The organism is Nocardioides ochotonae (genome assembly GCF_011420305.2).
GTDB classification, from domain to species: Bacteria; Actinomycetota; Actinomycetes; order Propionibacteriales; family Nocardioidaceae; genus Nocardioides; species Nocardioides ochotonae.
Genome location: NZ_CP061769.1, coordinates 118,619 through 141,941 on the forward strand (window position 1 = coordinate 118,619; position 23,323 = coordinate 141,941).

Annotated in this window: 15 protein-coding genes; 9 read left to right on the forward strand and 6 right to left on the reverse strand. The window is 74.2% G+C overall.

Annotated features, from left to right (window positions below; genetic code table 11):
• Positions 1-37: 37 nt before the first annotated feature.
• The gene (locus HBO46_RS00625) at positions 38-550 is read left to right on the forward strand and encodes a nuclear transport factor 2 family protein (RefSeq protein WP_224769300.1); all 513 of its coding nucleotides are present in this window, start codon (positions 38-40) and stop codon (positions 548-550) included.
• A gap of 36 nt (positions 551-586) precedes the next feature.
• Here HBO46_RS00625 and HBO46_RS00630 read toward each other — a convergent pair whose 3' ends face one another.
• Positions 587-988: a universal stress protein gene (locus HBO46_RS00630; RefSeq protein ID WP_166135469.1), complete on the reverse strand. Its 402-nt coding sequence runs from the start codon at positions 986-988 to the stop codon at positions 587-589.
• Between the two features lie 171 nt (positions 989-1,159).
• On the opposite strand from HBO46_RS00630, the gene HBO46_RS00635 reads away from it, so the two are divergent.
• The 5 genes from HBO46_RS00635 to HBO46_RS00655 all read left to right on the forward strand — a co-directional run bounded on the left by HBO46_RS00635 (position 1,160) and on the right by HBO46_RS00655 (position 11,042).
• Positions 1,160-1,654, forward strand: coding sequence for a PGPGW domain-containing protein (locus tag HBO46_RS00635; protein WP_166135472.1), 495 nt, complete (start codon positions 1,160-1,162; stop codon positions 1,652-1,654).
• 57 nt (positions 1,655-1,711) lie between these two features.
• Positions 1,712-5,098 (forward strand): exodeoxyribonuclease V subunit gamma, encoded by a 3,387-nt coding sequence (gene recC, locus HBO46_RS00640; RefSeq protein ID WP_166135475.1) that lies wholly within the window; start codon positions 1,712-1,714, stop codon positions 5,096-5,098.
• An 11-nt stretch (positions 5,099-5,109) separates the two neighbouring features.
• Positions 5,110-8,529: a UvrD-helicase domain-containing protein gene (locus tag HBO46_RS00645; RefSeq protein ID WP_224769301.1), complete on the forward strand. Its 3,420-nt coding sequence runs from the start codon at positions 5,110-5,112 to the stop codon at positions 8,527-8,529.
• The gene (gene recD / locus HBO46_RS00650; RefSeq protein WP_166135478.1) at positions 8,526-10,358 is read left to right on the forward strand and encodes an exodeoxyribonuclease V subunit alpha; all 1,833 of its coding nucleotides are present in this window, start codon (positions 8,526-8,528) and stop codon (positions 10,356-10,358) included. The genes HBO46_RS00645 and recD overlap by 4 nt, the downstream gene beginning before the upstream one ends.
• A 75-nt stretch (positions 10,359-10,433) precedes the next feature.
• The gene (locus HBO46_RS00655) at positions 10,434-11,042 is read left to right on the forward strand and encodes an ACT domain-containing protein (RefSeq protein WP_166135481.1); all 609 of its coding nucleotides are present in this window, start codon (positions 10,434-10,436) and stop codon (positions 11,040-11,042) included.
• Positions 11,043-11,049: 7 nt separating this feature from the next.
• Here the strand turns inward: HBO46_RS00655 and HBO46_RS00660 are convergent, their stop codons facing one another.
• Both HBO46_RS00660 and HBO46_RS00665 read right to left on the reverse strand, forming a co-directional pair.
• Positions 11,050-12,531: an MFS transporter gene (locus tag HBO46_RS00660; RefSeq protein ID WP_224769302.1), complete on the reverse strand. Its 1,482-nt coding sequence runs from the start codon at positions 12,529-12,531 to the stop codon at positions 11,050-11,052.
• 82 nt (positions 12,532-12,613) lie between these two features.
• Positions 12,614-13,054 carry a nitroreductase family deazaflavin-dependent oxidoreductase gene (locus tag HBO46_RS00665; protein ID WP_166135484.1) on the reverse strand — a complete coding sequence of 147 codons (441 nt, stop codon included), beginning with the start codon at positions 13,052-13,054 and terminating at the stop codon, positions 12,614-12,616.
• A 105-nt stretch (positions 13,055-13,159) separates the two neighbouring features.
• Here HBO46_RS00665 and HBO46_RS00670 point away from each other — a divergent pair, with 105 nt between their 5' ends.
• Complete coding sequence (locus tag HBO46_RS00670; RefSeq protein ID WP_166135487.1) at positions 13,160-14,104, forward strand: 1,4-dihydroxy-2-naphthoyl-CoA synthase; 945 nt, start codon at positions 13,160-13,162, stop codon at positions 14,102-14,104.
• Positions 14,105-14,423: 319 nt separating this feature from the next.
• Here HBO46_RS00670 and HBO46_RS00675 read toward each other — a convergent pair whose 3' ends face one another.
• On the reverse strand, positions 14,424-17,621 hold the full coding sequence (locus tag HBO46_RS00675; RefSeq protein WP_166135490.1) for a DEAD/DEAH box helicase: 3,198 nt from the start codon (positions 17,619-17,621) through the stop codon (positions 14,424-14,426).
• A gap of 120 nt (positions 17,622-17,741) precedes the next feature.
• Between HBO46_RS00675 and HBO46_RS00680 the strand changes: the two genes are divergently transcribed.
• Complete coding sequence (locus tag HBO46_RS00680) at positions 17,742-18,377, forward strand: class I SAM-dependent methyltransferase (protein ID WP_166135493.1); 636 nt, start codon at positions 17,742-17,744, stop codon at positions 18,375-18,377.
• Positions 18,374-19,078 (forward strand): NAD-dependent deacylase, encoded by a 705-nt coding sequence (locus tag HBO46_RS00685; RefSeq protein WP_166135496.1) that lies wholly within the window; start codon positions 18,374-18,376, stop codon positions 19,076-19,078. The genes HBO46_RS00680 and HBO46_RS00685 overlap by 4 nt, the downstream gene beginning before the upstream one ends.
• A 97-nt stretch (positions 19,079-19,175) precedes the next feature.
• Here the strand turns inward: HBO46_RS00685 and treZ are convergent, their stop codons facing one another.
• On the reverse strand, positions 19,176-20,954 hold the full coding sequence (gene treZ / locus HBO46_RS00690) for a malto-oligosyltrehalose trehalohydrolase (RefSeq protein ID WP_166135497.1): 1,779 nt from the start codon (positions 20,952-20,954) through the stop codon (positions 19,176-19,178).
• Positions 20,954-23,323 carry a malto-oligosyltrehalose synthase gene (gene treY / locus HBO46_RS00695; protein ID WP_166135500.1) on the reverse strand — a complete coding sequence of 790 codons (2,370 nt, stop codon included), beginning with the start codon at positions 23,321-23,323 and terminating at the stop codon, positions 20,954-20,956. Before treY ends, treZ begins: the two co-directional genes overlap by 1 nt.

A 23,323-nucleotide genomic window follows, 5' to 3' on the forward strand; every position in this document is an offset into this window, starting at 1 on the left:
GTGGAACCTGTTCTCGTTCTCTGCTCGGATGCGGGTCATGGACCAGCACACCGGCACCTTCAGCGAGGGCGAGATCCGCGAGGCCTACGGCGCCCTGCACCAACGGGTGCAGGGATTCGCCGACTCCGGCGACTGGAGCGGCTTCGCGGACTGCTTCACCGAGGACGCGACCTACGTCGAGCACGTCTACGGCACCTTCCACGGCCGCGCGGAGATCCGGGACTGGAGCGTGCGCACGATGTCGGCGTTCCCGGGCTCGGCGATGGTGGAGTTCCCGCTCGCCTGGACGGTCGTGGACGTGCCGACCTCGCGGCTGATCTGCGAGATCGGCAACGTGATGCCCGACCCGGGGGACGGGTCGGTGCACAGCGCGACCAACCTGACGATCGTCACCTACGCCGGCGACGGGCTGTTCAGCCGCGAGGAAGACGTCTACAACCCGATGCGCTTCCTCACGACCACGCTGCGGTGGGCGAAGGTCGCCGAGCAGCACGGGCGGCTCGGCGACGAGGCGCGCGCCTACGTCGCGGCGTACGGCGGGCGCGGCTGAGGACGCCCCGTCCTCAGTGGGGCCTCGGCGGGGGCCTCAGTGGGTGTGGACGATGAACAGGTCGCACGAGGCGTGGTGGGCCACCGTGCCGGCGACCGAGCCCAGGCCGCGCAGCGGGCTCTGGAGGCGCTTGTTGCCCACGACCAGCAGGTCGGCGCCGAGCCGGTCGGCCTCACCGAGGATGACGTCGGCGGGCTTGCCGGGGACCGCCTCGGTGGAGATGTCCTCCACGACCGACAGCAGTCGGGCGCGCTCCTCGGCGACCACGGCGAGCGCGCGCTCGTTGTCGTTGATCCGGTGACGGGTCTCGTCGCCCTCGACGCGGTGCGCGCACACGATGTGCAGGCGGGCGTCGAACCGGGCAGCGATCTCGGCGGCCCGGTGAGCGGCCGCCGACGCGGTCTCGCTCCCGTCCACACCGACGACGACGATCTTCACAAGTCCTCCTGGCGAACCGAACGGGTTCGCAGCGTAGCGGCCCCGGGGCCGCTCCTTCGGGGAAACCGCCCGTCCGGTTCCCGATCGGGACGCGACCTCGGTCTCTCCTGGGGGCGGCGCGCCGGACCGGAGGAGCGGTTTCTTGCGCGCCTCTGAAAAACTGGACCGGTGATGACCGCCGCGCGCCGACTGACCCTGGAGATCGTGGGGTGGGTGCTCGTCGTGGCCGGCGTCGCTGCGCTCGTCCTCCCCGGCCCCGGCCTGCTGATGCTGTTCGGCGGCATGGCGATCCTGTCCCAGCAGTACGACTGGGCCGAGCGCCGGCTCGCCCCGCTGAAGTACCGCGCCCTCCGAGGCGCCGCGGAGAGCGTCGAGGCCTGGTGGCGCATCGCGCTGACGGCCGCCGGCGTCGTGCTGCTCGGCGCCTGCGGGGTGCTCTGGGTCGTCGGTCCGGCCGCGCCGGAGTGGTGGCCGCTGCCGGACGGCTGGTGGCTGCCCGGCGGCGCCGCGACCGGGATCACCCAGATCACCTCGGCCCTCGTGGCGCTGGGCCTGCTCGTCTACAGCTATCGCCGTTTCCACGACGACCCGGAGGCGGTCGCCGAGCTCGAGCGCGACCTGCACGCGGCCACCCGGGCCCGCGAGGAGCGCGACGTCGCGCCCTGACCTCGACCGGTCCCGTACCCGCTCGCGGTGTCGGACCGCCGTGGAATGCTGCCCGCTGTGACCCTGCACCTGCACCGCGCCGCCCGCACCGACGTGCTGGCCGATGCCTTGGCGCGCCTGCTCGCGACCCCGCTGGCCGACCCGTTCGCCGAGGAGGTCGTGGTCGTGCCGGCCAAGGGCGTGGAGCGGTGGCTGAGCCAGCGGCTCTCCCACCGGCTGGGCGCAGGACCGCGCGGCGGCGACGGCATCTGCGCCGGGGTCGGCTTCCGCACCCCGCGGTCGCTGTTCGCCGAGGTCACCGGCACCCGTGACGAGGACCCCTGGTCCCCGGACTCGCTGGTGTGGCCGCTGCTGGCCGCCGTCGACGACGGCCTCGAGGAGACCTGGGCGCTGCCCCTGGCGCGTCACCTGGGCCGCGGTCTCGACGGGGAGGAGGCCGACCTGCGCCACGGCCGGCGCTTCGCGGTCGCGCGGCGCCTGGCCCACCTCTTCGCCTCCTACGCCGCCCAGCGCCCGGCCCTGCTCGCCGACTGGGCCGACGGTCGTGACACCGACGGCCGCGGCCGGCCGCTGCCTTCGGACCTGGCCTGGCAGCCCGAGCTGTGGCGGCGGGTGGCGGCCCGGGTGGGTGCCCCCACGCCGCAGACGCGGCTGGTCGAGACCGTCGCCCGGCTGCACGACGAGCCCGGCGCCTTCGACCTGCCGGACCGGCTCTCGCTCTTCGGCCACACCCGGCTGCCGGTGACCGAGGCGAGGCTGCTGGAGGCGCTCGGGCGGCACCGCGAGGTGCACCTGTGGCTGCCGCACCCCTCCGCGGCGCTCTGGGACGCCCTCGGCCCCGAGCTGGCCTCCGGCGAGCGGCCCGACGGGCGAGCCGTGGACCGCCGGGCCGACCACAGCCACCGGGTCGTGGGCCACCCGCTGCTCTCGACGCTCGGCCGCGACGTGCGCGAGCTCCAGCGCACCCTGTCCGGCGTGACGAGCGTCGAGGAGCACGTCGGCCCCGACCCGCAGACCCCCGACACCCTGCTGGGCTGGCTCCAGCACGACCTGCGCGCCAACGCCGTCGGCGACGCCGCCTCCCGTCCGCTGCGCGCCGGGGACCGCTCGGTCCAGGTGCACGCCTGCCACGGCGCCGCCCGCCAGGTCGACGTGCTGCGCGAGGTCCTGCTCGGGCTGCTCGCCGAGGACCCGACCCTCGAGCCGCGCGACGTGCTGGTGATGTGCCCCGACATCGAGACCTTCGCGCCGCTGATCTCCGCCGGCTTCGGCCTCGGCGACGTGGTCGGCGAGCAGGGTCACCCCGCCCACCGGCTACGGGTCCGCCTCGCCGACCGCGCGCTCACCCGCACCAACCCGCTGCTGTCGGTCGCCGAGCGGCTGCTCGAGCTCGCCGGCGGCCGGGCCGGCGCGGGCGAGGTGCTCGACCTGGCCCACAGCGAGCCGGTGCGCCGCCGCTTCGGGTTCCGCGACGACGACCTCCAGCAGCTCACCGAGTGGGTCCGCACCGCCGGGGTGCGCTGGGCCTTCGACGCCGAGCACCGCGCCGAGTACGGCCTGGGCTCCTACGTCGCCAACACCTGGCGCTTCGGCCTCGACCGGCTGCTGGCCGGGGTGGCGATGTCGGAGGACACCGGCACCTGGCTGGACCGCACCCTGCCGATCGACGACGTCGGCAGCGGCCAGGTCGAGCTGGCCGGCCGGCTGACGGAGTTCGTCGAGCGGCTGCGCACGGTCACCGACCAGCTGGTCGGCGCGCACCCGCTGGAGCACTGGCTCAGCGCGCTCGCCGACGGCGTCGAGTCGCTGTGCGCGGTGCCCGCGAGCGAGTCCTGGCAGGCCGGGCAGGTCCAGCGCGAGCTCGGCCGCGTCCGCGAGGCCGCCGGCGGGCTGTCCACCACCTCGCTGCGCCTGCCCGACGTCCGCGCGCTGCTGGCCGACCGGTTCGCCGGGCGGCCCACCCGCGCCAACTTCCGCACCGGCACGCTCACCGTCTGCACGATGGTCCCGATGCGCTCGGTGCCGCACCGCGTGGTCTGCCTGCTCGGCCTCGACGACGGGATCTTCCCGCGGGTGGGGTCGGTCGACGGCGACGACGTGCTCGCCCGCGACCCGCTGACCGGCGAGCGCGACCCGCGCAGCGAGGACCGCCAGCTCTTCCTCGACGCGATCCTCGCCGCCACCGAGCACCTCGTGGTCACCTACACCGGCGCCAACGAGTACTCTGGCCAGCCGCGCCCACCCGCCGTACCCCTCGGGGAGCTGCTGGACACCCTCGACGTCACCGCGACCGCTCCGGAGGGCAGCGTCGCGGACGCCGTGACCGTGCGGCACCCGCTCCAGCCCTTCGACCCGCGCAACCTCACCCCCGGCGCGCTGGTGCCGGGCACCGCGTTCACGTTCGACCGGGCCGCGCTGAGCGGCGCGCGTGCCGCTGCCGGCGAGCGGCACCCGGTGGCGCCGTTCCTCAGCGGCCCGCTGCCCCCGGCCCCGCCCGAGGACGTCTCCCTCGACGACCTGGTCTCCTTCTTCTGCCGCCGCGGCGGGCCGGTGCAGGGCTTCCTCTCGCGCCAGCGCCTCGACGTCGCGCTGCCCTACGAGGAGGAGCCGCTCGACGACGGGCTTCCGGTCGAGGTCGACCAGCTCGTGCAGTGGCAGGTCGGCGACCGGGTGCTGCGTGACCTGCTGGGCGGCATGGACGTCGAGCAGGCCCGTCAGCAGGAGTGGCGCCGCGGGGTGCTGCCGCCCGGCATGCTGGGCTGGCGCATCCTCGGCGATCTCCTGATGCGTGCCGAGCCGCTCGCCGCCGCCGCACGGGAGCGGCGCACCCGCCCCCCGCGGGCGGTCGAGGTCGACGTCGACCTGGGCGACGGCCGCCGGCTGCGCGGCACGGTCGCCGACGTCTACGGCGACCGCCAGGTCCCGGTCAGCTACTCCCGGCTGGGCGCCGCGCACCGGCTGCAGTCGTGGATCCGGCTGCTGGCGCTGGCCGCCACCGACGAGGACCAGAGCTGGACCGCCCACACCTTGGGCAGGCCCACCAACAGCCGCTCGCGCGAGGGCTTCGCGGTCTCGCTGCTCGGCCCGCTCGACCACACCGCGCTCACCCGGCTGCGCGACCTCGTCGACCTGCGCGACCGCGGGCTCAGCGAGCCGCTGCCGCTGCCGCTCAAGGCCTCGCTGGCCTATGCGCGGACCCGTCGCACCCGCGCCACCCACGACGAGGCGGTGCTCAAGGCCGGGTGGGACTGGCGCGACGGCAGGTTCCCCGGCGAGCAGTCGGTGCCGGCCCACCGCACCGTGTGGGGTCCCCGTGCGCCGCTGCCCGGGCTGGACGTCGCCCCCCGTGACGGTGAGGGGTTCGAGGGCGAGACCACCCGCTTCGGCGCGCTCGCGCTGCGGCTGTGGAGCCCGTTGCTGGTGGCCGAGCAGGGGAGCTGGTGATGGTGCACAGCGTGCAGTCCACAGGACCGACCGGACAGCCGGGAGCCCCCGGAGCGCCGGCCGCCGTGGCCTCCTTCGAGGTCACCGGCGAGCTTCCGGGCGTCGGCACCACCCTGCTCGAGGCGAGTGCCGGCACCGGCAAGACCTTCACCGTCGGCGCTCTGGTGACCCGCTACGTCGCCGAGGGAGTCGCGTCCCTGGAGGAGATGCTCATCATCACCTTCGGGCGCGCGGCCAGCCAGGAGCTGCGCGAGCGGGTGCGCGACCAGCTCGTCGAGGCCGAGCGCGCGCTGGCCGACCCGGCGTCGGCGGATCGCGGCAACGCCGTCCTCGCCCACCTGCTGGCGGCCGGGGAGGCCGACCGGGCCGAGATGCGCCGCCGGCTGCGCGACGCCCTCGCGTCCTTCGACACCGCGACCATCGCGACCACCCACCAGTTCTGCCAGATGGTGCTGCGCTCGCTGGGCGTCGCCGGCGACACCGACTCCGGCGCCGAGCTGGTGGACAACCTCGACGACCTCGTCGTCGAGGTCGTCGACGACCTCTACCTCCAGCGCTTCGGTCACCTGCGCGAGCGCCCGCCGTTCGACCGCGCCTGCGCGCTCTCCCTGGGCCGGCGCGCGGTGGGCGACCCGCAGGCCGTGCTGGCTCCCGCCGCCGACCCGGCGAGCGCCGCCGGCGCCCGGGTGGGCTTCGCCCAGGCGGTGCGCGAGGAGGTCGACCGGCGCAAGCGCCGCCGCGGCATCCTCAGCTACGACGACCTCCTCACCCGCCTCGCCGCGGCGCTGGAGGACGACGACGCCCCGGCCCGCGCCCGCATGCGCGAGCGCTGGCGGATCGTGCTGGTCGACGAGTTCCAGGACACCGACCCGGTGCAGTGGCAGGTGCTGGAGCGGGCGTTCAGCGGCCACGCCCGGATGGTGCTCATTGGCGACCCCAAGCAGGCGATCTACGCCTTCCGTGGCGGCGACGTGGTCACCTACCTCGCCGCGGCCCGCACCGCGACCACCCAGGCCACCCTCGGTACCAACTGGCGCACCGACGCCGACCTCCTCGAGCGGCTCCAGGTGGTGCTGCGCGGGGCGGCGCTGGGCCACCCCGAGATCGTGGTCCGCGACGTGGCCGCCCACCACCCCTCGCCGGACCGCGAGGTCCCGCGGCTGCGGGGCGCGCCGTCGCCGGCGTCGTTCCGGCTGCGCCGCCTGCCCCGCGACGGCTTCCGGCTCAAGCGCGGACTGATCGGCGCCTCGGAGGCCCGCGAGGCGATCGCCGAGGACTGCGCGGCCGACATCGCCGCCCTGCTCGCCTCCGGCGCGACCTGGTGCGAGGAGCCGCTGCAGGCGAGGCAGGTGGCCGTGCTCGTGGGCGTGCGCGACCACGGGCTGCTCGTGCAGCGGGCGCTCGCGCGCCGCGGCGTACCGGCCGTGCTCGCCGGCGGCGGCCATGTCTTCGCCACCCCCGCGGCCGGGGAGTGGCTGGCGCTGCTGGAGGCACTCGAGCAGCCGCACCGCTCCGGGCTGGTGCGCGCCGCCGCCCTCACCAGCTTCTTCGGCCACACCACCGCCGAGCTCGACGCGGGCGGTGAGCGGCTCACCGGCCGGGTCGCGGACACGCTGCGCGGCTGGGCGCTGCTGCTGCGCGGTCGCGGTGTGGCCGCACTGGTCGAGGCGGCCGAGGAGCGCGGCCTGAGCGCCCGGGTGCTGGCCGCCGTCGACGGCGAGCGGCTGCTCACCGACCTGCGCCACCTCGCCCAGCTAATGCACGAGCTCGCCACCCGCGAGCAGCTCGGGCTCACCGCCCTGCTCGGCTGGTTCCGCGAGGAGCAGCGCCGCACCACCGCCACCGAGCGGCCCCGCCGCCTCGACTCCGACGCGGCGGCGGTGCAGATCGTCACCATCCACGGCAGCAAGGGGCTGCAGTACCCCGTCACCTACCTGCCCTTCGCCTACCAGTGCTTCGAGTTCCCCACCGAGGTCGCGCTCTTCCACGACGACGCCGGCCGCCGCACCCTCGATGTCAGCGGGTCCGGGCCGGAGTGGGAGGCCAACCTCGCCCGGCACCGCGCCGAGGAGGGCGGCGAGGAGCTGCGCGACCTCTACGTCGCGCTCACCCGCGCCCAGGGCCAGGTCGTCGCCTGGTGGGCGCCGACCTTCAACACCCGCATCGGCGGGCTGCACCGGCTGCTGTTCGGTCGCCGCCCCGGGGTCGCTGCGGTCCCGGACGCCCAGGACGTGCGCGACGACGAGTACGCCGCCCGGGTCCTGGCCATGCTCGAGGAGATGGGCGGCCCGGTCGCGGAGGTCGCCGACCCGGGCGATGCCACCGGCCCGGTCCCGGTCTCGCGGGCCGGGGAGCTCGCGGTGCGCCGCTTCTCGCGGGTCGTCGACACCGACTGGCGCCGCACGTCGTACTCCGGGCTGATCCGGATCGAGGAGGAGCAGGCGCTCGCCGGGCACGGCGAGGTCGCCAGCGAGCCGGAGGTCACCGGGCTCGAGGACGAGCCGCCGGCGCCCGAGCCGGGCCCCGGCACGCTGGCCACCGATCCGGCTGCGTCGTCGTCCACGATCCCCGAGGCCGCCGCGTCGGTGCCGTCCCCGATGGCCGATCTGCCCGCCGGCGCCGGGTTCGGCAGCCTGGTCCACGCCGTCCTCGAGCACACCGACCCCGAGGCCCCCGACCTGCGCGCGGAACTGCGCCGCCACGTCGCAGAGCAGCTCGCCTGGTGGCCGGTCGAGGTGGGCGTCGAGGCGCTCGCCGAGGCGCTGGTGCCGCTCCACGAGACCCCGTTCGGGCCGGTCGCCCCGGGCTGGACGCTGGGCCGGGTGCCGCTGCGCGACCGGCTGCGCGAGCTGGAGTTCGAGCTCCCGCTCGCCGGTGGCGACGTGCGTGCCGGCGCCCGCCGCGAGGTGCTGCTGCGCGACCTGGCCCCGCTGCTGCGCCGTCACCTGCCCGCGGACGACCCGCTGGCGCCGTACGCCGATCGCCTCGAGGTGCCGCCGCTCGGCGACCAGCCGCTGCGCGGCTACCTCTCCGGCTCGGTCGACGCGGTGCTGAGGCTGCAGACCGAGGCGGGTCCGCGGTTCGTGGTCGTCGACTACAAGACCAACATGCTCGGCGACCCTGCCCGGCCGCTCACCGCCGCCGACTACGCGCCGCCGCTGCTCGCCGAGGCGATGCTGCACTCGCACTACCCGCTCCAGGCGATGCTCTACTGCGTGGTCGCCCACCGCTACCTGCGCTGGCGGCTGCCCGGCTACGACCCGGAGGTGCACCTGGCCGGGGTGCTCTACCTCTACGTGCGCGGGATGTGCGGCCCGGACACCCCGACCGTCGAGGGGTGCCCGTCCGGCGTCTTCGGCTGGCGCCCGCCCGCGGCGCTGGTCACCGCGTTGTCCGACCTGCTCGACGGCGTAGCGGAGGGGGAGTCATGATCGAGCGCTTCGAGGTGGAGGACCGCTTCGACGCCCGACTGGCGATCGGCGCCACCGGGCTGCTGCGGACCTTCAACCACGCCGGGGTGATCACCGCGGCCGACGTCCACGTCGCCACCCGGCTCGGCGAGCTGACCGGCACCGCCGACGAGGAGGTCCGCCTCGCCCTCGCGCTCGCCGTGCGCGCCGCCCGCCATGGCTCGGTGTGCGTCGACCTCGCCGCCGTCGCGGCCCCGGCCGACCCGGACCCTCAGACCACCAGCACCGACCCCGGCGACCCGCTCCCGTGGCCGGACGCCGAGGGCTGGCTCGCCCGGGTGGCGGCGAGCCCGGCGGCGGCCGCCTCGGTGGTCCAGGTCGAGCACGGCCAGCTCTACCTCGACCGCTACTGGCGCGAGGAGGGCCAGGTCCGCGACGACCTGCTCACCCGGGCCGCGGCGGTCGCGCCGTCGGTCGATCCGGTCAGGCTCGAGGCCACCGCCGCCCGCCTCTTCCCCGGGGAGGGGTACGCCGAGCAGCGCGCCGCCGCGCTGGCCGCGGCGCGGCAGTGGACCACCGTGCTCACCGGCGGGCCCGGCACCGGCAAGACCACCACCGTCGCCGGGCTGCTGGCCCTGCTGACCGACCAGGCCGAGGCGAGCGGGCGGCGCCTGCGCATCGCCCTGACCGCGCCCACCGGCAAGGCGGCGGCGCGCCTGCAGCAGGCGGTGGAGGAGGCGCAGCGCTCCGCGCGCTTCACCGACGCCGACCGCGCCCGCCTGGCCGAGCTCGGCGCCTCGACGCTGCACCGGCTGCTGGGCTGGGTGCCGGAGTCCAGCACCCGCTTCCGCCACCACCGTGGCAACAAGCTGCCCCACGACGTCGTGGTGGTCGACGAGACCTCGATGCTGTCGCTGACGATGATGGCGCGGCTGTTGGAGTCGGTGCGCCCCGACGCCCGGCTGGTGCTGGTCGGCGACCCCGACCAGCTCGCCTCGGTCGAGGCCGGGGCCGTGCTCTCCGACCTGGTGCAGGGCCTGGCCGGCACCGCCCCCGACGCCGTCGCGGCGCTGCGCACCACCCACCGCTTCGGCGGCAGCATCGGCGCGCTCGCGGAGGCGCTGCGCGCCGGCGACGCCGACGAGGTGCTCGCGCTGCTCACCTCCGGGGCCGGCGACGTCGAGCTGATCGACCCCGACGACCCGACGGCGACCGACCAGCTGCGCGGCCTGCTCGTCCAGCACGCCCTCGCCGTGCGCTCGGCCGCCCTCGCGGGCGATGCGGAGGCGGCGGTCGCCGCCACCGACGACCACCGGCTCCTGTGCGCCCACCGCGACGGCCCGTGGGGGGTCAACCACTGGAACCGCCAGGTCGAGCGCTGGCTCGGCGAGGCGACCGGCCAGCCGGTCGGCGCCGTCTGGGGCCAGGAGTGGTACGCCGGGCGCCCGCTGCTGGTGACCGCCAACGACTACGGCCTGGGACTGTTCAACGGCGACACCGGCGTCGTGGTCCGTGAGGACGACGAGCTGCGCGCGGTGGTCGCCGGGGTCGGTGAGCACCTGCGCTTCGCGACCTCCCGGCTCTCCGACGTCGACACGCTGCACGCGATGACGGTGCACAAGAGCCAGGGCAGCCAGGCGCGGGAGGTCACGGTGCTGCTGCCGCCGGAGGATTCTCCGCTGCTGACCCGTGAGCTCTTCTACACCGCGGTGACCCGCGCCCAGGAGCGGGTGCGCGTGGTCGGCTCACAGGCCGCGGTCCGGGCCGCCGTGGCTCACCGGGTCCAGCGAGCCACCGGGCTGCGCCAGCGGCTGCGCGCCGCCAGCGACGTGGCGCTCGTCGCCCGGTGATGCCCGAGTCCTGAACGATCCCGCGCCGACCGGCCTGGGATCGCTAGGGTCGGGGCGATTCGAATGGAGTGCTGAATGCCCTACCTGCTGCGTGTCGAGCTGCCCGACGTCCCTGGGTCCCTCGGTCGGCTGGCGAGCGCGATCGGTGCTGCCGGCGGCGACATCGACGCGATCGAGATCGTCGAGAAGCGCCGCGACGACGGGGTCGCGGTCGACGACGTGCTCCTCGAGACCACGCCGGGAACGATGCCCGACTCGATCGTCTCCGCCTGCAACGCCCTCGACGGTGTCCAGGTGATCTGGATCAGCCGGTACGCCGCCGGCGGCAACCTGTTCCTCGACCTCGAGGCGGTCGAGGAGCTCACCGGGGACCCGGTCCGGGCGCTCGACCGGCTCATCGACCTGCTGCCGATCACCTTCCGCGCCGACTGGGCCGCACGCGTCCACCGCGACACCGGGGTCGTCTACGGGACCCAGGCGGCGCCCAGCGACCTGACCTGGCAGCAGCTCGGCAAGGCCGCGCGCCTGGACACCGACGACGACAACGTGCACTGCGGGGCCCGGCTCAACAAGCACGAGGTGGTGATCATCGGTCGCCGCGGCGGTCCGGAGTTCCTGGACTCCGAGCTGGCCCGGCTGGGGCACCTGGTCGCGCTGGCGATGTCGATCTCGCGCGCCGGCTGACCCGGTCTCAGCGGGCCGCGGCCGCCTGTACGCCCTCGGCGCTCTCGGCCTGGTCCGAGTGCTCGATGTGGTCCTCGGCCGCCCGGCTGGCGCGCTGCGGGATGCACAGCGCGATGATGCCGGCCAGCAGCGCCAGGCCGGCGCCGAGCAGCAGCCCGGTCTGGAAGCCGGCCTTGCTCGGCACCGCGACGCCTCCGAAGTCGGTGGTCATCTGGGCCAGCACCACACCCACGACGGCGGCGGCGAACGACGTGCCGAGCGCGCGCATCAGGGTGTTGACGCTGTTGGCCGAGGCGGTGATCGAGAGCGGGACCGAGCCCATGATCAGCGCGGGCATCGCGCCGTACGCGAAGCCGACGCCCATCGAGCAGATGCAGACCGCGACCAGCAGACCCCACGTGGAGCTCATCAGCAGCGTCGCGCAGAGGTAGCCGACCGCGACGACGAAGCCGCCGAGGGCCAAGGTGATCTTGGGGCCGCGGGCGTGGGAGATCCGCGCGCCGACCGGGGACATCGCCATCATCACGAAGCCGCCCGGCATCATCCACAGGCCCATCGCGACCATCGACTGGCCCAGGCCGTAGCCGGTCTCGGACGGGAGCTGGAGCAGCTGCGGGATGATCAGCGACTGCGCGTACATCGCGAAGCCGATCACCAGCGAGGCCAGGTTGGTCAGCAGCACGACCGGGCGCGCGGCGACCCGCAGGTCGACCAGCGGGGCGGTGCTGCGCAGCTCGTAGGCGCCCCAGGCGACCAGCACGACGACCGCGCCGATGAGCAGGCCGAGCGTGATGGGGCTGCTCCAGCCCCAGTCGGCGCCCTTCGAGACGCCGAGCAGCAGGCTGACCAGGCCGACGCCGAGCCCGACGGCGCCCACGCCGTCGAACCCGCCGGTGCTGGTGATGGGCGTGGGCGGGATGAGCGTGACGATGAGGACGGCGACCAGGACGGCCAGCGCGGCGGCGCCCCAGAACAGGGCACGCCAGTTGGCGTGCTCGGCGACGGCCGCGGCGAGCGGTAGGCCGAGAGCACCGCCGATGCCCATCGAGGCGCTCATCAGGGCGATCGAGCCGCCGAGTCGCTCGGCGGGGATCAGGTCGCGCATGGCGCTGATGCCGAGCGGGATCATGCCCATGCCGATCCCCTGGAGGCCGCGGCCGATGATCATCGGGACGACCGTCGTGGCCAGGGCGCCCACGACCGAGCCGACGATGAGCGAGCCGACACAGATCAGCATGATCCGGCGCTTGCCGAACATGTCGCCGAGGCGCCCGCTGATCGGCGTCGCCACCGCGGAGGTGAGCAGCGTCGCGGTGATCACCCACGAGGCGTTGGACCGGCTGGTGTCGAGGATCTGCGGCAGGTCCTGGATCAGCGGGACCACGAGGGTCTGCATGAGCGCGGCGGTGATGCCCGCGACCGCCAGGACGACGACCACCGCACCGGGGCGCACCGGGGCGGGTGGACGACGCGCAGAAATAGTTGACACGAGCAAGCAGTCTACGAGTGCTCGCAAGGGACGCCAATCGCCGTCCCGGCGCCCCGGGGCTGCCCCGGGGTGCCGGCTCGGCTCAGATGCGCTCGAGCAGGAAGACCGGGATCTCCCGGTCGGTCTTCTTCTGGTACTCGCCGTACGTCGCCCAGGTGCGGACCGCGAGGTCCCACCACTCCGCACGCTCCTCGCCGGTGACGATGCGGGCGCGGTAGGTGTGCTTCTCCGCGCCGTCCTGGAGCTCGACCTCCGGGTGGGCGATGAAGTTGTAGTACCAGGTCGGGTGGTCGTCGGCGCCGCCCTTGGAGGCGATCGCGACGTAGGTGCCGTCGCGCTCGACGCGCATCACGGGGTTCTTGCGCAGCTTGCCCGAGCGGGCACCGCGCGAGGTGATCACCACGATCGGGTCCTCGGTGCCGGGCAGCACGTTGGCGCGCTGGCCGTCGGAGGCCTCGAACTCGGCGACCTGGTCGCGGACCCACTGCTCGGGGCTGGGCTCGTACTCGCCTGTCAGTGTCATGTCCTTCCAATGACCGCTGCGCCGACAGCTATTCCTCCGGTTGCCCAGGTGACGGAACGACCGACACCCTCCGGGCCCGCGGGAGCGGGCCGATAGCCTCCGCCCATGAGTGCGATCGACGGCGTCTCGGAGATCTTCGACCCGGCTGACTGGGACGAGGTCCCGGGGTTTGCGGACCTGACCGACCTGACCTATCACCGGGCCAAGGCCCACGGCACCGTGCGGATCGCCTTCGACCGCCCCGACGTGCTGAACGCCTTCCGCCCGCACACCGTCGATGAGCTGCTGCGCACGCTCGAGCACGCGCGCCAGTCCGCCGACGTCGGCTGCGTGATCCTCACCGGCAACGGCCCGAGCGCCAAGAACGGCAAGTGGTCCTTCTGCTCCGGCGGCGACCAGCGGATCCGCGGCAAGGCCGGCTACCAGTACGAGGACAAGGCCATCGGCGCCGACGACACCGGCGCCGAGGAGCCCTCGGTCATCGACAAGGCCAAGCTCGCGCGTCTGCACATCCTGGAGTGCCAGCGGCTGATCCGGTTCATGCCCAAGGTCGTCATCTGCGTGGTGCCCGGCTGGGCCGCCGGCGGCGGGCACTCGCTGCACGCCGTCGCCGACCTGACCCTGGCCTCGCGCGAGCACGCGAAGTTCAAGCAGACCGACGCCGACGTCGGCTCCTTCGACGGCGGCTACGGCTCGGCGTACCTCGCCCGCCAGGTGGGGCAGAAGTTCGCCCGCGAGATCTTCTTCCTCGGCGAGGAGTACTCCGCCGAGGAGATGTTCGCGATGGGCGCGGTCAACCGCGTCGTCGAGCACGCCCAGCTGGAGAAGGTCGCGCTGGAGTGGGGCCGCAAGATCAACGGCAAGTCGCCCACCGCCCAGCGGATGCTGAAGTACTCCTTCAACCTCCTCGACGACGGCCTGGTCGGCCAGCAGCTCTTCGCCGGCGAGACCACCCGGCTGGCCTACATGACCGACGAGGCGCAGGAAGGGCGCGACCAGTTCCTCGAGAAGCGCGAGCCCGACTGGTCGCCGTACCCCTGGTATTACTGAGTCTGGGCGTTTGCGCAGGTCAGCAGCCTGATGGCCCCTCATGCGTGGCAGGTGGGTGGCAAGAATCGCAGGCCCGTGGCCTGAGGGCGCGGATCGCCCGGGCTACGGTCTTTTCGGCGCAGTTGCTGGGAAAAGCACCTGCCGCGGCGCAAAACCGGTGTCAATCCCAGCAATTGCGCGGAAAGACACCGACCCCCGGGACCGGATCAACCTCACTCCGGAGGTTGAGCGGCAGCTCAACGAGCTCGACGCGGGTTCTCTCCCTCCCGCGTCCATCGAGGCGCAGTGCCGTCCTCAGCCGGGGCGGTCGTCTCCTCGGTCAGGAGAACAGGCCGCGCACGTCGTCGGCGTCGATGCCGAGGCCCTGGGCGCCCTCGCCGCTGAACACCGAGGCGAAGAGGTCGGCCTTGCGCTGCTTCAGCGCGACCACCTTCTCCTCGATGGTGCGCAGCGCGACCAGCCGGTAGACCATCACCGGCCGCTCCTGTCCGATCCGGTGCGCCCGGTCGACGGCCTGGTTCTCCGCCGCCGGGTTCCACCAGGGATCGAGCACGAAGACGTAGTCGGCCTCGGTGAGGGTCAGGCCCACCCCGCCGGCCTTGAGGCTGATCAGGAACGCGTCCCCGTCGCCGGACTTGAACGCCTCGATCTCGGCCGCGCGCCGGCGGGTGGCCCCGTCGAGGTAGCGCACGGTCAGCCCCTCCGCCTCCAGACGGGTGCGGGCCCGCTTGAGGAAGCTCGTGAACTGGCTGAAGACCAGGGCGCGGTGACCCTCGGCGGCCAGCTCGACCAGGTGCTCGGCCAGGACGTCCAACTTCGCCGAGCCCAGGGTCTCGTGGGCCTCGTCCACGAGGGCGGGGTCGAGGCTCAGCTGGCGCAGCCGGGTCAGGGCGCTGAAGATCGCCACCCGGTTGGCGTCGAAGTCGTCGACCAGTCCGAGGATGGACTGGCGTTCGCGCTGGAGCCAGGTGTCGTAGAGCCGCTGGTGCGCCGCGCCCAGGGTCACCTCCAGCACCTGCTCCTGCTTGGCTGGCAGGTCCGAGGCCACCAGGTCCTTGGTCCGGCGCAGCACGAACGGCCGGATCCGCGCCCGGAACCGTGCCAGGGCCACGGGGTCGCCGTGCTTCTCGACGGGCCGCGCGACCTGCTCGAGGAACGCCGTCGGCCAGGGGTAGAGGCCCGGCGCCGCCACCGACAGCAGCGACCACATCTCCATCAGCCGGTTCTCGAACGGGGTGCCGGTCACCACCAGCCGGAAGGGCGTGTCCAGGCGCCGGACCGCCTGGTAGGTCTTGCTCCGGTGGTTCTTGATCGCCTGGGCCTCGTCGAGCACCAGCCCGCCCCACTCCAGTGCGGAGTAGGCGTCCGCCTCGAGGCGGAACAGCGTGTAGGAGGTGACGACCACGTCGGCGCCGGTCGCGACCTCGTCGAGGGACGTCGTACGCCGGGCGGCGGAGGCGTCCACGACGCGCACGGTCAGGCCCGGCGTGTGCCGCGCCGCCTCCGAGGCCCACGCCGTCATCACGCTGGTCGGGGCGATGACGAGGAACGGCGCGGCGCCGTGTGCGCGGGCGTGGCTGATCAGCGCCAAGGTCTGCAGGGTCTTGCCCAGCCCCATGTCGTCGGCGAGGATCCCGCCGAGCCCCAGCTGCCACAGCTGGACCAGCCACCGGATCCCGTCGTGCTGGTAGGGCCGCGGTGTGCTCACCAGCCCCGCCACCTCGACCTCGGGCAGCGTCTCGTGGCCGATCAGTGCCTGCGCCGCCTCCACCCAGCGGGCCGCCTGGGCGTCCACGACGCCGAGCTCGGCGAGCTCGGCCCAGAAGCCGAGGTCGCGCTGGTCGACTCGCAGCCGGTCCGGGCGGGCCGCGCGGATCTCGGCCGCGGCCTCGACCAGCTCGGCGAGGCGCCGGAACTCCGGGCGGTCGGTGGCCAGGTGGAGCCCGCTCGGCAGCACCATCCGGGGCTGTCCCGCGGTCAGCGCGCCCAACACGTCGGCGAGCGGCACCTGTTCGCCCTCGACGTCGATGACCACCCGCAGGTCCAACCAGTCGGTGGGGCCGTCGGCGTCGTCCTCATCGGTGACGAACTCGATCGTCGGGGCCGCCACCGCGGCGCGGAAGTGGGGCCGCTGCCCGGTCTCCACCACCTCGATGCCCTCGTGGGCCAGGAGCCGAGGCAGGTCGTCGGCGACGAAGTCCACCGCCGCCGGGCCGGCGATCGCGACGCGCGGTTGCAGGTGCGGCCACTCGCCAGCCGCCTCGAGCAGGGCGCGCTCGGCGGCCGGCCGTCGTACGGCGGGGGCCCGCTGCGTGCTGTCGAGCGGGAAGTGGGCATCGGCGTAGCGCCAGCGCCACGACACCTGGGCGAGGAGCCCCTCCCACTCCACGACCACCTGGAGCCGGGGCGGCACCTCCTCGGCGATCGGGATCGACCCGTCGGAGGAGATGACCGACAGGTGCTGGCGGAGGCGGGGCAGGTAGTCGGTCTCGAAGGCGTCGCGATCGCCGGCCGGCACCTCGAGGGTGCTGCCGCTGCGGTGCACCTGCAGCAACGCCTCCGGCAGCCGCTGCTGCAACGGTGCGAGCACGAGGTGCAGTCGCGGGTGGAGGGCGGTCGAGCCCTGCCGGGTGGGGGAGACCAGCGCGACGGAGTGCGGCCGGCGCCCCAGGAGCAGCAGGCCCTCGTCGGAGACGAACACCTCGCCGTGCCAGACCCCCAGCCGCAGGCTCGCCCCGTCCTGGTGCTCCACGACGTCGAGGACGGCCTCGACCGGGTCGGCGATCTCGACGGAGGAGATGCGTTCGCCGCCGATCAGCGCGATCCCGGCCTCCTGCGCCTGCTGGAGCAGCGTCGGCAGCTGGGGACCGATCTCGGTCAGGTCGAGGACGTCGCGCGGCGCCGCTCCGGGGACCGCCTGGACGAACCGGCTCAGCACCGCGAGCTGGTCGAGGTCGTGGGCCTCGTCGTACTGGGGAGCCGCGGCGTGCGCCCAGGAGATCCCGGTCTTGATCCAGTTGTCCCGCGCCCCCTGGCGCATGGGCCGCAGCCACAGGCGTTGACCGGCCTCGGCGTGGCCGCGGTAGCGCCGCCGGGTCGGCACCGGGATCTCGAACTGCAGCGCCAGCTTCCTGCGCGCGGGCGGGGCCGACGCGCCCTGCTCCAGCGGCTCGAGCACCTGGTCCAGGCTGCGCCGCCACGCCGGCGGCGCGGCCACCGGGCGCATCGATTCGGCTGCCCGGATCGCCAGCAGGACCGCGACGGCGTGCTTGCACTGGTGACCGACCGGGCACTCGCACCGGGCGTCGATGGCGCCCTCGTCGATCCGGACCTGGACCCGGTAGGGAGCGTTCCTGCTGCCGGCGACGGACCCGCGGATCTCCACCGCGCCGCGGCCGCTCGGGCCCACCTCGGCGGAGAGCACCCGCCGGGTCGCGGCGTACTGCCGACCGCGGGCGATGCTGCCGGGGTCGAAGGCGGTGAAGAGCGCTGTGTCGCTGATCGTCACCCGCCCCACGACGACTAGGGTGCCACACGCCGAGGCGGTGACCGGGCGCCCGGGCTCCCGCCCGGCCCGCGCCGCTGCGCTCGCCTTGGTAGTCCTGAAGCGACGCCGCCACCGACCCCCGAGGACCTCATGACCACCCGCTGGGAGCGCATCGCTCGGGCCAACAACGGCGAGGAGTACGCCGCGGCGTACGCCGAGCGCTTCCGCGTGCTCGCGGCGCAGGGCGAGGACATCCACGGCGAGGCGGGCTTCGTGCAGCGCCTGCTCGAGCCGCCGGCGCGGGTGCTGGACGCCGGCTGCGGGACCGGTCGGATCACCGAGCGGCTCGCCGAGCTCGGCTATGCGGTGGTGGGCACCGACGTCGACGCCGCGATGCTCGAGCAGGCCCGCGCGGCGGCGCCAACGCTGGACTGGCGCCAGGCGGACCTGGCCACGATGGATCTCGGGGAGATCTTCGACCTGGTGCTGCTGGCCGGCAACATCATCGCGCTGCTCGAGCCCGGCACCCTGGGCGCGGTGGCCGAGCGGCTGGCCGCGCACACGACGCCGGGCGGACTGGTGGTCTGCGGGTTCGGCCTGGACTCCGCCCACCTGCCGGCCGGCTGCGCGCCGACCTCGCTGGCCGACCACGACGCCGCGCTGGCCGCGGCGGGCCTCGAGCCCGTCGCGCGCTACTCGACGTGGGACGGTGAGCCGTACGACGACGGTGGGTACGTCATCACCATGCACCGTCGACCCCGTGACTCCCAGCAGGACGCGTCATGACCGGGCGGAAGGTGGTCGTGCTGACCGGCGCCGGGATCTCCGCGGAGAGCGGCGTCCCGACGTTCCGCGACTCCGACGGGCTGTGGGAGGGCCACCGCGCCGAGGACGTCGCCACCCCGGAGGCCTTCGAGCACCAGCCGTCGGTGGTGCAGGGCTTCTACGACGCGCGCCGCGCCGCCCTCGCCCACGTGGAGCCCAACCCCGCCCACCTCGCGCTGGCCCGCCTCGAGGAGGCGCTCGGCGACGACCTGCTGGTGGTCACCCAGAACGTCGACGACCTGCACGAGCGCGCCGGCTCGACGCGCGTGGTGCACATGCACGGTGAGCTGCTGTCCGCGCTGTGCGTCGGCTGCCGCCGCCGCTCGCGCTGGGCCGGTGACCTCAGCGACCACCCGCCGTGCCCGCGCTGCGGCAGCGCCGAGCTGCGCCCCGACATCGTCTGGTTCGGCGAGGTCCCCTACGCGATGGACCGCATCATCGAGGCGCTCCACCGCTGCGACCTGTTCGTCTCCATCGGCACCTCCGGCGCGGTCTACCCCGCGGCCGGCTTCGTGCAGAGCGCGGTCACCGCCGGCGCGCACACCCTCGAGCTCAACCTGCTGCCCAGCGAGGGCAGCCACCTCTTCGAGGAGTCCCGCCTCGGCCCCGCCGGCGTACTCGTCCCCGCGTGGGTCTCCGAGTGGCTCGACGGCGCCCGCTGACCCGTCCCCTTCGCCGAGTCGGCCCTCGTGGTGGCGTCGTTCTCGACTCAACCGGTCACAGGTCTCGACTCGAGCGTCAGAAGTCTCGACTCAACCTTCAGCCGAGGAGCGCCCCGGCGTGGGGAGGGAGGGTGAGGGTGTCGGTGGAGAGGGTGGCGCCGGCGGGGGTGGTGAAGTAGACCGCGCGGTCGGGGCCGACGGGCAGCACCGCCTCGGCATCGCCGAAGTTGACCGCCACGAGCAGCGAGCCGCGGCGCATCGTGAAGACCCGGGCCTCCTCGTCGGCGGTGCACGACACCGCGCCGAACGACGGGTCGGTGAGGTCGGGGAGCGTACGACGCAGCCGGGCCAGCTCGCGGTAGACCTCCAGCAGCCGCGCGTGCCGGCCGCCCTCGGGCTCGGACCAGTCCAGCTTGGAGCGCTCGTACGTCGCGGGGTCCTGCGGATCGGGCACCACCGCGGGGTCCCAGCCCATCCGCTCGAACTCCGCGATCCGGCCCTCCGCGGTGGCGGTGCCGAGCTCGGGCTCGGGGTGGCTGGTGAAGAACTGGAACGGCGTGGCGGCCGCCCACTCCTCGCCCTGGAACAGCATCGGCGTGAACGGCCCGGCCAGGGTCAGCAGCGCCGCGCAGGCCAGCTGGTCGTCGTCGAGCACCTCGGTGATCCGGTCCCCGACGGCGCGGTTGCCGATCTGGTCGTGGTTCTGGCTGCCCACCACCAGCCGCCAGGTCGGCAGCGTCTCGGTGTCGATCGGCGCACCGTGGTCGCGGCCGCGGAAGGAGGAGTAGGTGCCGTCGTGGAAGAACCCGCGCTCACACACCTTCGCCAGCGCCGAGAGCGGCTCGAAGTCGGCGTAGTAGCCGGCGGTCTCCCGGGTCAGCGCGACGTGCACCGCGTGGTGGAAGTCGTCGCTCCACTGCGCGTCGATGCCCAGCCCGCCGCCCTCACGGGGGGTCACCATCGAGGCCTGGTTGAGGTCGGACTCCGCGATCAGCGTCAGCGGGCGGCGCTGGTGCGCCGACAGCGCGGCGACCTCGATCGCCATCTCCTCGAGCAGGTGCACGGGGGAGGAGTCGTCGAGCGCGTGCACGGCGTCGAGGCGCAGCCCGTCGACGTGGTAGTCGTCGAGCCACATCCGCACGTTGTCGAGGATCAGCCGGCGCACCTCGGCCGAGCCCTCGGTGTCGAGGTTGATCAGGTCGCCCCAGGTGTTGGCGCCGGTCTTCAGGTAGGGCCCGAACAGCGGCAGGTAGTTCCCCGAGGGCCCCAGGTGGTTGTAGACGACGTCCTGGATCACGCCCAGCCCGGCGGCGTGGCAGCCGTCGACGAAGCGCTGGTACGCCGCCGGGCCGCCGTACGCCTCGTGGACCGTCGACCACAGCACGCCGTCGTAGCCCCAGTTCCAGGTGCCGTTGAAGCCGTTGACCGGCATCAGCTCGACGAAGTCGACGCCGATCGAGCGCAGGTGGTCGAGCCGGGTGAGCGCGGCGTCGAGGGTGCCCTCGGGGGTGAAGGTGCCGACGTGGAGCTCATAGATCACCGAGCCGGCCAGCTGGCGCCCGGTCCAGCCCTGGTCGTTCCAGGCGTACGCCGTGGAGTCGAACGTGCGCGAGCGCCCGTGCACCCCGTCGGGCTGGCGCCGCGAGCGCGGGTCCGGTCGCGGGGTCTCGTCGTCGTCGAGCAGGTAGCCGTAGTCGACCCCGTCGGCCGGGAGGCCGGCCCCGAGACCGGCACCGAGACCAGCACCGAGGTCGGCCAGCGCCGCGCCCGGCGTCCACCAGTCGTCGTCGCCGCGGACCATGTCCACGACCGCCTCGCCCACCGCCAGGCGCACCCGCGCGGGGCGCGGCGCCCAGACGTCGAAGGGACCCCTCATCACTTCTCCTCGTCAGTGGCCGGGACCAGCAGCGCCACCGGCAGTCGGTCCAGCAGGCCGCTCAGGGCGATGCCCTCGGGGCCGGATTCGTGGATGGTGCCGGTGAGCGTGTCGACATAGCGCCCAGGTGCGAGGGCGAGCGTCGTCGCGCCCCAGCCCCCGCGGGCGGCGAACCCGATCGGCAGCCGGGTCGCCACGGTGACGGCGCCACCGCGGTCGAAGGCGAGCACGTGGTCGGCCGCCGGCCCGCTCGCGCCCACCCCGGCGTACGACGTGAACAGCTCGGGCCGGTCGCGGCGCAGGCGCAGCGCGGTCGCGGTGACGTGCAGCTTGGCGCTCCCGGGGTCGTCGACCCGCGGGGTGGGCGGCTCCCAGGCGCCCGCGCGCAGCAGCTCCGCGCGGGTCTCGAAGTCCACCCAGCGGCGGTTGTCGGGGTCGACCAGGCTCTGCTCCCACAGCTCGCTGCCCTGGTAGACGTCCGGGACGCCCGGCATGGTCAGCGCGACCAGCTTGGCCGCGAGGGAGTTGGACCACCCCGGCACCGTGACCTGCGCGAGCAGGTCGTCCAGCACCGCGGCGACCTCCGGGACGTCGAAGGCGCTGTCGACCGCTGCGTGCACGGCCGCCTCGTAGTCGGCGTCCGGGGCGGTCCAGGTGGTGCGGTCGCCGGCCTCGCGCATCGCCTTCTCGGCGTACCCGTGCAGCCGGTCGCGGTCCGCGGGCCAGGCGCCGAGCACGGCCTGCCACAGCAGCGAGCCGAAGCCCGGGGCGGGCACAGGCGACAGCGCGAGCAGCCGGTCGAGCGCGGCCGCCCAGACCTCGGGGATCTCCGCGAGCGCGGTGATCCGGGCGCGCACGTCCTCGCCGCGCTTGGTGTCGTGGGTGGAGAGCGTGGTCATGGCGTGCGGCCAGTGCTGCTGGCGCTCGGCCATCGCCTCGTGGAAGCCGCTCACCGGCAGCGCGAAGACCGAGGGGTCCCCGCCGACCTCGTTGAGCGAGGTCAGCCGCGACCAGCGGTAGAAGGCGCAGTCCTCCACGCCCTTGGCCATCACCATCCCGCTGGTCTGCTGGAAGCGGCGGGTGCCGTCGGCCTCGCCGTGGAACAGCTTCGGCTCGAGCCGGTCGAAGGTGCCGGCGAGGTCGGGTCGCCGACGCCGCGCCTCGGCGAAGGCGTGCTCGAGGTGCTCGCGCCCCTCGGGCAGGTAGGAGCGGTAGACGGGGAAGCAGGCCATCAGCTCGCCGATCGCGTCCTCGGCGCGGAAGGCCGGCAGCGGGGGGTCCTCGCGGCGCAGGTCGCGCACGATGCGGCGCACCTCGGAGTGCAGCAGGTTGTCGGCGACCTCGCGCTTGGTGCCGTGCACCATCTCGTGCCAGTCGACCGGGGCCCCGCGCAGTCGGGCCTCGAGCGCGTCCAGCGGCTCCTGGCCGGCGGGGTCGGTGAGCACCCGGTCGAGGTGGGCGAGCGCGTCGTATCCGGTGGTGCCGGCGGTGGCCCAGGAGGACGGCAGCTGCTCGCCGGGCTCGAGGATCTTCTCCACCAGCACGTAGGCGCCGCCGGTGAGGGCGGCCAGGTCGTCGAGGTACTTGCCCGGGTCGCGCAGCCCGTCGGGGTGATCGACGCGCAGCCCGTCGACCAGGCCCTCGGTGAACCAGCGCCGGATCTCCACGTGGGTGTCGGCGAAGACCTCCGGCTCCTCGACGCGCACCGCGGCCAGGGTGTTGACCGCGAAGAAGCGGCGGTAGTTGAGCCCGTCGTCGGCCACCCGCCAGTTGACCAGCTCGTAGTGCTGGCGGTCGTGCACGGTGGTGGCGGCCACCCCCGGCTTGCCCCAGTCGTCGGCGCTGCCGGGCGCGACCGGGAAGCGGTGGTCGTGGTAGCGCAGCTCGGGCTCGCCGTCGGGGCCCTCGACCACGTCGAGGTGGCCGACCGGGCCGCCGTCGAGGGTCTGGTCATCGTCGCCGACGACCGGGATCCGCAGCCGCTGCCCGGTCGGGTTCCAGTCGATGTCGAAGGCCGGGGCGTGCTGGGCGTCGCGGCCGTGCTTGAGCACGTCCCACCACCACGGGTTCGCCGCCGGCGTCGCGACGCCGACGTGGTTGGGCACGATGTCGACCAGGACGCCCATGCCGAGACGGCGTGCCTCCGCGCTCACGGCGGCCAGGCCCTCTGCGCCGCCGCGCGAGGAGTCGACGTGGTCGTGGGCGACCACGTCGTAGCCGTGGGTGCTGCCCGGCTCGGCCGCCAGCAGCGGCGACAGGTAGACCCAGTCCACGCCCAGCTCGTGGAGGTAGGGCAGCAGCCGGGCCGCGGCGAACAGGTCCAGGTCCTGGGTGATCTGGAGCCGGTAGGTGCTGGTGGGGACGCGCAC